General features: G+C 45.7%; 8 protein-coding genes. 2 read left to right on the forward strand and 6 right to left on the reverse strand.

Annotation, left to right across the window (positions count from 1 at the left end; all coding sequences use genetic code 11):
• Positions 1-8 precede the first annotated feature (8 nt).
• The 5 genes from L2717_RS09470 to L2717_RS09485 all read right to left on the reverse strand — a co-directional run bounded on the left by L2717_RS09470 (position 9) and on the right by L2717_RS09485 (position 5884).
• Complete coding sequence (locus L2717_RS09470) at positions 9-425, reverse strand: DUF1850 domain-containing protein (protein ID WP_220772257.1); 417 nt, start codon at positions 423-425, stop codon at positions 9-11.
• Between the two features lie 45 nt (positions 426-470).
• Positions 471-2504: a TRAP transporter permease gene (locus tag L2717_RS09475; RefSeq protein WP_220772258.1), complete on the reverse strand. Its 2034-nt coding sequence runs from the start codon at positions 2502-2504 to the stop codon at positions 471-473.
• 110 nt (positions 2505-2614) lie between these two features.
• Positions 2615-3571, reverse strand: coding sequence for a TAXI family TRAP transporter solute-binding subunit (locus L2717_RS09480; RefSeq protein WP_248938037.1), 957 nt, complete (start codon positions 3569-3571; stop codon positions 2615-2617).
• A 301-nt stretch (positions 3572-3872) separates the two neighbouring features.
• Positions 3873-3995: a hypothetical protein gene (locus L2717_RS18135; protein WP_281421674.1), complete on the reverse strand. Its 123-nt coding sequence runs from the start codon at positions 3993-3995 to the stop codon at positions 3873-3875.
• Positions 3996-4387: 392 nt separating this feature from the next.
• Entirely contained in the window at positions 4388-5884 is a 1497-nt protein-coding gene (locus L2717_RS09485) for a helicase HerA-like domain-containing protein (protein ID WP_220772260.1), read from the reverse strand.
• Between the two features lie 372 nt (positions 5885-6256).
• On the opposite strand from L2717_RS09485, the gene ypfJ reads away from it, so the two are divergent.
• On the forward strand, positions 6257-7135 hold the full coding sequence (gene ypfJ / locus L2717_RS09490; protein WP_220772261.1) for a KPN_02809 family neutral zinc metallopeptidase: 879 nt from the start codon (positions 6257-6259) through the stop codon (positions 7133-7135).
• 102 nt (positions 7136-7237) lie between these two features.
• On the forward strand, positions 7238-7693 hold the full coding sequence (locus L2717_RS09495; protein WP_220772263.1) for an NUDIX hydrolase: 456 nt from the start codon (positions 7238-7240) through the stop codon (positions 7691-7693).
• 25 nt (positions 7694-7718) lie between these two features.
• Here L2717_RS09495 and L2717_RS09500 read toward each other — a convergent pair whose 3' ends face one another.
• Positions 7719-8918, reverse strand: a complete 1200-nt coding sequence (locus tag L2717_RS09500; RefSeq protein ID WP_220772265.1) for a class I SAM-dependent methyltransferase — start codon at positions 8916-8918, stop codon at positions 7719-7721.
• Between the last annotated feature and the right edge of the window lie 302 nt (positions 8919-9220).

The raw sequence follows: 9220 nt of genomic DNA on the forward strand, positions 1-9220 counted from the left end.
TTGATGTGTTATTCGATTGTCATCGCTTGATTGTCACAGCCCCAAACTTCAACGGCCGCGATGTGTTTGTTCGGCGGGCCAATCCAATGACTCATAGCTTTGCATTGAATATCGCCAGATATTTGCGTGAAACACAGTTCAAAATCTCCTGCTTCGGGCGTGCGACCTAAACGTAATATGGGCAAAGTGGGTAACTTGGGCTGATAATGCCAGTTGCCATCTTTAAAATAAGCATCGTCGGGTATTTCCATCCCCGCGCCTGTGCCTTTAACTCTCGCTTCGACCAACACTAAACCCTGTAATGTGACGTTATAGTCCTCTTCCCAGCGGATTTTTTCTATGCTGTGGTTCCATGCCAAGGTGAAGTTGTCTGTGGGCACTTGGGCCCACAGTGTTCCCGCTAGGCCTAAACACAGGCCTAGCATGGGTTTACTTTCAAAGACTGATTAACGACCAATAATCTCAAGAGTTTATCCTTGTTCTGTTAGGCGTTTGAGTTTGCGTGCACGCAAGCTGTGCTGCACGATGAAGAGTAACGCCAGCCCAAAGCCAATTTCATCGCTTAATGGCGTAGCGAGAATTAAACTCGCCCCTGCAAGGAAGCCAATAACCCGTTCCCACCAGTAGAGGTTTTGCAGTAAGTATCCAGTAAAAATCACGCCCCAAATGCCGATAGCGACAGTCGCCTTAAGCACAACAAAGCCCGTGGCCAACCAGCTGTCACCCTGCAGCATTAATGCGGGATCGTAAACCGCCATAAAGGGGATCACAAAGCCCGCAATCGCGATGCGAATCGCCCACAGGCTGATTTTAAGTCCAGACTCCCTTGCAATCGGCGCCGCAGCAAAACAAGCTAATGCAACGGGCGGCGTGAGATCGGCCATAATGCCAAAATAGAATACAAACATATGTGACACAATCAACGGCACACCTAAGTCAAGTAATGCGGGCGCTGCAATTGAGCTGGTAATAATATAGTTGGGAATGGTGGGGATCCCCATACCAAGTACTAGGCAAGTGACCATAGTTAATACGAGTGATAAGAACAGGTTATCTTGACCTACCGCCAAAATATAACTCGCGAAAGTTGAGGCAATCCCCGTAAGGGAAACGATACCGATAATTACGCCCACTAAAGCACAAGCAATACCCACAGGCACGGCATGGCGAGCACCTTCAACCAGCGCATGTAAGCAAATAGTGAGTGTTTCTTTACCGCCTTGAATAAACCAACAAATTGCGACTAATAGCGCAATAACACCAAATACCACCCCAATACCGAGTTGGAAAAAGCCAGCGCACAACACGCCAAGGGCGATCCAAAAGGCGATACGCATCGCCATTGATGAAAGCCGCAGCACAATGGCTGAGCCTAAAATCACTATCGATGTCAGTGCTAAACCCACCATGCCAGAGAACAGGGGGGTTCTGCCCGAAAACAGCAAATAAACCAAAATAAATAAGGGTATCAGCAGATACCAGCGTTCTTTAATCGCTGCCCAAGGGTTGGGACATTGATCTTTGGGTAAGCCACAGAGATTGGCGCGTTTAGCCTCTAAATGTACCATCCAAAATACTGAGCAGAAATAAAGCAGGGCGGGGATCAACGCCGCTTTGGCAATTTCGATAAAGGGCACGTTAATGGTTTCGGCCATGATAAAAGCCACCGCGCCCATAATTGGCGGCATAATCTGGCTGCCCATACTGGATGTCGCCTCCACGCCACCGGCAAAGGCCGAGCGATAGCCAAATCGTTTCATCAACGGAATAGTAAATTGCCCCGTTGTGACTACGTTAGCAACGCCTGAGCCCGTAATGGTTCCCATCAGTGCTGACGATACCACTGCAACTTTCGCTGGGCCGCCGAGTTTGTGGCCGAATAAGCCCATGGCAAAGTCGGTGAATAAACGGATCATTCCGGCTTGCTCTAAAAAGGAGCCAAAAAGAATAAATAAGAAAATATACGTCGCCGATACATAGGTTGGGGTGCCGTATAACCCTTCGGTGCCAAAGGCTAACTGGTTGATTATTTGATCAAACCCATAACCGCGGTGCATTAATTCACCGGGTAGGTATTGACCAAATAAACCATAGGCCAAAAAGATGCTACAGATTATAGGCAGCGCCCAACCCATCACCCGTCTTGCGGCTTCAAACACTAATGCGATCAGTATGATACCAATCACCATGTCGGAATCGGTCAAGTCGCCTGAGCGCTGAATTAAGTCAGCTTCGAAATACCACTGATAAGCTGCGGTTGCCATGCCTGCTAAACCGAGTAGCCAAGCCAATGGTTGCCAAGGTTGTGTTTTGCCTCTGGCGGGATAACTCAAAAAAACCACTAATAGTAAAAAGCCCACGTGGGTTGCCCGTAACACTTGAGTAGACACGGGATGGAAAGCAGCGGTAATAATCTGAAAAATAGAAAAAACTAAAGCGGTATAAAACAGCGCTTTGGGCCAGTCGCCGGTATTTGCGCTGAGACCTTGTTGGGGATCACTCATATTATGCCTCACAGCATTAGACTACAGAGGCGAAAATAAGATGCCGTTAATCAACGGCATCTTAATCGCTTGGTTTGGGAATTTGTGCGCTCATTTAATGTTAAGCAAACTTACAGTGCACCCACTTCTTTGTAATAACGCTCTGCACCTGGATGTAGTGGTATCGGCAGATTTTTTGTCGCGTTGTCTAAGCTAATGGCTTTAGCGGCTGAGTGCGCGTTACCTAAGCGATCTAAGTGCTCGAACATCAGCTTAGTCATTTGATAGGCTAAATCATCTGATACGCTGCTCTGAGTCACCAGCAGGTTTTGAATCGCAACAGTAGAGACATCAGTGGTTTGGCCTTCATAGGTTGAAGCGGGGATCACGCCGTGTTGATAGGCAGGATTATTGATCTTCGCGATAACATCTTCAGGAATTTCAACAAAATTGATTGCCATCGTCGCCGCTAAATCACGAATAGCCGCCATACCTAGGCCAGAAGATTGCAACGTCGCGTCTAACTGACGGTTTTTGATTAACTCAACAGATTCGGCATAGGGTAAAAACTCGACTTTACCCATATCTTCGTAGCTTAAACCTGCCGCTTTAAAAATTGATCTAGCATTGAGTTCAGTACCCGATTTAGGTGCGCCGACGGAGATACGTTTGCCCTTTAAATCGGCTAAGGTTTTAATGCCAGATTCTTTATTGGCGACGATTTGAATGTAATTAGGATAAGCCGCTGCAATAACACGGATTTTATCTAGTGGTTTTTTAAAGCCAGCATCAATATCGCCTTGATATGCAGCGGCAACAGAATCACCTAGAGCGAACGCTAATTCGCCACGACCAGATTGCAGTAAATTAAGGTTTTCTACCGAGGCTTTCGTCGCCTGAACTGAGGTTTTAGAGCCTTCAATACCTGTGTCATAGAGTTGCGATAAGGCAACGCCAATCGGGTAATACACGCCACTGGTGCCACCAGTAAGAATATTGATAAAAGCGGGGGCGGCGGCCATAGCTGCTGCACTGAGGGTGAATGTCACTGCGGCGCCGGCGGCTACCCATTTTTTATTGATTTTCATATGAAATATCCTGATTTTTTATAATGTTATATAGGGTCTTTCAAGCTCGGAATATCACGGCCTGCTAAGTATAACCTCATAAATTTTGGCAAAGGTCAATTAGCCTATGGTCGATACTGATACTTTTACGCGATTAAACGGAGGGTTCTTACCGTTGTGATTCAAACCATTGGGAGAGGGATGAGCGCGTGGATTATGTATGGCTCATAAAATTAACTCATAAAATAAGCTAATAAAAAGGGCTAACCTGAGGTTAACCCTATTTGTGTTACTTGAGAAAAATATCAAAAATAACAGGACACTATTTAGTGTTATCTAAGAAACCTTTAGTCAAGTTTTTAGCTTGTTTTGCTGCCTTTTTTTCTTTAGCAGACAGGAGTGGCTGTTTCTTCGATTCTTTACGGTTTTTTTGCTCTTTACTCATATAAAACTCCATGTACTCTGTGGTTATTCATCAGGCTAATCATGTAAGCCGTACTCAATTGAACCTATTCCATGATGTCCTGATTGAAGCGAAATTCTTTATGTCGAATGACCAGATTTAAAAATTACAAACATTTAAAATCATTGATAATTATCTGTGAACTATTTGCCTCAATGAGCGATTACAGCAAAATAATCTTACCACTGAATTCCGTATCCTGATCCACTCATCGCTTAGAATAATTAACGCTAATGGTAGCGCTAACTTGTATAAGAAATATGCGACCTGTAACGCTGTGCGTTTGCGTTTATCAATGTTGGCTATTTATATATCACGCTATACCCGTGCATGATTTATCTCTCTAGGTGGTTATTCCTATTATTAAAATCTGTTTATCGGCGGCTCGATTTACCTAAAATACCGCCCAAGATACCGCGTAAGATTTGTTTACCTAATTGACTGCCGACAGTGCGCGCGGCTTGTTTTGATAGCGTTTGCGCTAAACCTTGGCGGCGTTTATTACCAAAAATCAGTTCACTGAACCAACCTTGGTCTTCTGTTTTTTGGCCCGTTTGAGCGTCATTTGCTGTCGCAGTAGTATTGCTGGTGGCGTTACCTGATCGTCTTTGGTTGAGTAATTCGTAGGCCGATTCGCGGTTGATGGCGTTATCGTATTTGCCACCAATCGGACTCTGGGCGCGTACTTGTTGTAGTTCTTCATTTGTGGCGGGGCCCATGCGGCAACGCGGCGGCGCGATGAGTGCGCGTTCAACCATAGTTGGTACGCCTTTATCTGCGAGCATAGATACTAGCGCTTCGCCTACCGCGAGTTGAGATATCACCTCACTTACAACCAATTTTGGATTGGGTACAAAGGTTTCGGCCGCCGTTTTAACTGCCTTTTGATCCCGAGGAGTATAGGCTCTTAAAGCGTGCTGAATGCGATTACCTAATTGTCCGAGAATTTCGCTCGGGATATCGTCAGGAAATTGCGAACAAAAATAAACGCCTACGCCCTTTGAGCGTATAAGCCGCATAATTTGCTCAACGCGTTTTAATAAACTCGGTGGACAGCCCTCAAACAGTAAATGCGCCTCATCGATAAAAAATACCAGTTTAGGTTTTTCGGGATCGCCGACTTCGGGTAGGTTTTCAAATAACTCAGAAAGGAGCCAGAGTAAAAAACTCGAATATAAACGAGGTGTTAAAATTAATTTATTCGCCGCTAACAAATTAATGATGCCGCGCCCCTGTAAATTGGTCCGCATTAAATCTTCAAGTTGCAGCGCGGGTTCACCAAAAAAGTCTTTGCCACCATCGCGCTCTAGCCCCAGTACCGAGCGCTGAATCGCCGCGAGAGATTGGGCGCTAATCAGGCCATATTTGGCGGAGATCTCTTTACGTTCTTCGGCAACTAAGGCCAACATAGCACGTAGGTCGTCTAAATCGAGCAGTAATAATCCTTGGTCGTCAGCCAGTTGAAACACGATATCTAGGATGCTGCTTTGGGTATCATTAAGTTCGAGGATTCGGCCTAGTAGCGTCGGGCCCATTTCGCTGATGGTCGTTCGTAGTGGGTGGCCCTGAATACCCGCTAAATCCCATAGCACCACAGGGTTGGCTTCGTTTTGATAGCCCTCAATACCAATTTTAGCCACCCTTTGTAACAGCTTTTCATTGGCAGTGCCCGCCATCGCAAGGCCGGAGATATCGCTTTTAACATCGGTGATAAATACTGGCACACCTTGGCGCGAAAAGCCTTCGGCTATGCTCATCAATGACACGGTTTTTCCTGTGCCTGTCGCGCCAGCAATTAACCCATGACGATTGGCATACTTAAGATTTAAGTGAGCTTGCTGCTCACCTTTTCCAATTAATAGCGTATTCAAGGGCATTCCTTATATTAACGATAGGGCTTTACGGTAGTGACTAGGGGATCTCTATTTAAGCCACTGTTGTGTGGTCAGTTATTTATATAAACATTTATCATTGAGTGTTGGCCTTAGCCTAGTTTATGTCAACATAATGAGTGAGTAAGCTTGATATCACTTGGCTAAAACCTATCACTGGCAATATGCTCGTTGCAGCTACGTAAGGTGTGTTATTTTACATTCACTAAAGTCGCATTCACGCACCATACAGCAGCGACATAATGCGATAGTCCGTGATAAGTGCTTGAAGGCAATATATAAGCGGTTTAAAGAGTGATTTAACTAACGGTGCCATTAACTGTTTAATAAGTAACGAGAGTAAGGAGTGCTATGCGCTGGCGTGATACTGAAAGAAGCTCCAATGTGGAAGATAGACGCGGCCAGCAAATGTCGTCAGCGGGTATGCCTGTTGTTTTGTTAATGCGTTTTTTGCCTTTTTTATTAAGAACTAAAATCGGCCGAGTAGTGCTACTGATTGGTGGCATTTATTTTGCCTTTCAATATTTTACTGGCGGCCTGTCACTTGACCCGAGCACTCAATCTAATTTAAGCCAAGCGCAATCAGCCTCAACAACCGTTGCCCAAGATGAAAATGCTCAGTTTGTCGCGGCTATTTTAGGCACCACCGAAACGGTTTGGGGTCAATTATTAAAAGGACAGTATAAAGAGCCCAAGTTAGTGCTTTATCGCAATATGACCTCCACAGGCTGCGGTATGGGACAGGCGCAGTCAGGGCCTTTTTATTGCCCAGCCGACAGCAAGGTTTATATTGATTTGAGTTTTCTTGATGAGCTTAAAACTTTAGGCGCCCCCGGTGATTTCGCCTTTGCTTACGTGATTGCCCATGAAGTTGGCCACCATGTGCAAAACCTGCTGGGTACTAACGCTAAGGTGCGCCAAGCACAGCAAGGTGCAAGTAAAGTGCAGGCGAATCAATTGAGTGTCGCACTTGAATTACAAGCGGATTGCTATGCGGGTATTTGGGGGCATTACGTTAATCAACAACTTAATTTACTTGAAGCGGGCGATGTCGCCGAAGGCATTGCCGCTGCCAGCGCAGTGGGTGACGATCGCTTACAAAAAATGGCGGGTCGCGCCGTACAGCCCGATGCTTTTACCCACGGCAGCTCCGTACAAAGGGTGAAATGGTTTAAGACAGGGTTTGAGTCGGGTAATCTCGCCAGTTGTAATACCTTTGCGGCGAAGTGATTTTGTTTGATATTTCAAATGTATATCAAACATAAATGCTCTGAGCTTACATGCACGTACTTAAATACACGGCATTTAAATACACTGTAGAAGGATAACTGAGTGGCCTTTAACGATACCTTTAGACTGAGTAGTCACGCGGTGATCACTAATCAACAAGGACAAGTGCTGTTGCTTAAGGCCAATTACGGTAACTTTGCTTGGGGCTTGCCCGGCGGCGCACTCGAGCCAGGTGAAACGATTCATGAGGCCTTAGTGCGCGAATGCCAAGAAGAATTAGGCTTAAGTGTGCAGGTCAACTATTTGAGCGGCGTGTATTATCACAGTGCCTATCAATCCCAAGCCTTTATCTTTCGTTGTGAACTGGTGTTGCCTGAGTTGCCTGATGGACCTGAGGTGGCAAAAGATGGGGCAGAAGGCGCGCCATTGCCGATCCACTTAAGCCACGAACACTCAGAGTTTGCCTTCCACGATATCGACACCCTCAGCGCGGTTCAGCAGCAAAGAATCAAAGATTGCCTCAATTTCAACGGAGTTGTCATGAGTGGAAAATTTTAATCCTTTACCAGTAAATAGCTTGCCATTAATCGGCTTGGGTTTGCGCGAGTAAGGTTTCTAAGCAATGTTCAGTAATACCGTAATAGGCTTTAATGTCAGCAATTTGCGCGAGTATTGCGGCGCTGTCTTTCTGATTGTGTTGTGGCTTTTTCACCGCCAAAATCATCTTATTCTTATTGGTATGTTCTAGGCTGATAAACTCAAACACCTTAGTGGCATAACCGTTGGCTTCCAAAAATAGCGCACGTAATGAATCCGTCACCATTTCAGCCTGTTGGCCCATGTGTACCCCATATTGCAGCATAGGTTTGAACAACTCAGGGCTGTGCATCTGCGGGCGAATTTGTTTATGGCAGCAAGGCGAGCACATGATGATGTCGGCATTGGCGCGAATACCATAATGAATCGCATAGTCAGTAGCAATATCGCAGGCATGCAGGGCGATCATCACATCGGTTTGCTTTGGCGCATGGGTTCTCACATCGCCGCAAACAAACGACAATCCTTGATGATCCAGCGTTGCCGCCGTTTCATTACATAAATCGGCCAAGGCTTGGCGCAATTCTACCCCAGTCACCTGCGCATCATTGTGTAGGCTGTGGCGCAGGTAATCATGGATTGCAAAAGTGAGATAACCTTTGCCTGAACCAAAATCGACCACATTGATCGGTTGGTCATTCTTGTGGGGTGAAGCTTCGAGTGCTTGGCTGAAAACCTCAATAAATTTATTGATTTGTTTCCATTTGCGCGACATCGCAGGGATAAGATTATGTTGGCTGTCAGTCACACCGAGCTGAGTCAGGAAGGGGCGCTGGATATCCACAAAACGCTTTTTCTTACGGTCATGTTCTAACGGCGCCGCGACGGCTTGTTTAAGGTAATGTGTGCTGATTTGGACTTTGCCTTTTTTGCTGATCTCAAGCTGAACTTCTGCCTGTGTCGTAGCTAAGTGGGCACTTTTAAAATCGTTACCGAGTAACAGTTTTATGTTGGTTAAGCCTTCGTCATAACTCAGGTTTTTAGTGATGTGATTTGTCTGGTGTTGATACACAAACGACAGCATAGGTTCATTTTGCAAACTAATCGGCCGAATCGTAATGCGCTGCAAGCTTTTATCTGCCCCTCGGTACTTACTCAACAATAGTTTGATCAGACTATTCTTCGCCAAGCTGTCAGCCAAAAGCTGGTAAAAATCATCAAAAGAATTAAGCGCTGAATGGGACATTATTGTTTCCGAAAAAGTAACCAAGAAAAACAGGGTGAGTATTCTAACCGCGATCCGCCGCTACCTAAAGTTATTCTCATCGAGAAGGGGGTTTGGGGCAGAACTACGCTGCTGATCTATCTGTTGAAATTCGTAATCTCGTGTAGGTTTTTGGCAAGCGGGATTTTGTCCCAACTCTTGTTTGAATTATTTAATCAAAGTCAAAGTCAACGTCGTGGGGCTTCACCCCACACCCGACCAAGGAGGACTGCTCGTCCTATCCTCCTTGGATGCTCCAAGACGCCCCCAACGGAGTTGAAAGC

This window comes from Shewanella glacialipiscicola (assembly GCF_023283485.1).
Taxonomy (GTDB): Bacteria; Pseudomonadota; Gammaproteobacteria; order Enterobacterales; family Shewanellaceae; genus Shewanella; species Shewanella glacialipiscicola.

Bases quoted from the DNA above. Each gene is read 5' to 3' on its own strand.
- L2717_RS09470 (WP_220772257.1), bottom strand. From the start codon at position 425: ATGCTAGGCCTGTGTTTAGGCCTAGCGGGAACACTGTGGGCCCAAGTG.
- L2717_RS09475 (WP_220772258.1), bottom strand. From the start codon at position 2,504: ATGAGTGATCCCCAACAAGGTCTCAGCGCAAATACCGGCGACTGGCCC.
- L2717_RS09480 (WP_248938037.1), bottom strand. From the start codon at position 3,571: ATGAAAATCAATAAAAAATGGGTAGCCGCCGGCGCCGCAGTGACATTC.
- L2717_RS18135 (WP_281421674.1), bottom strand. From the start codon at position 3,995: ATGAGTAAAGAGCAAAAAAACCGTAAAGAATCGAAGAAACAGCCACTC.
- ypfJ (WP_220772261.1), top strand. From the start codon at position 6,257: ATGCGCTGGCGTGATACTGAAAGAAGCTCCAATGTGGAAGATAGACGC.
- L2717_RS09500 (WP_220772265.1), bottom strand. From the start codon at position 8,918: ATGTCCCATTCAGCGCTTAATTCTTTTGATGATTTTTACCAGCTTTTG.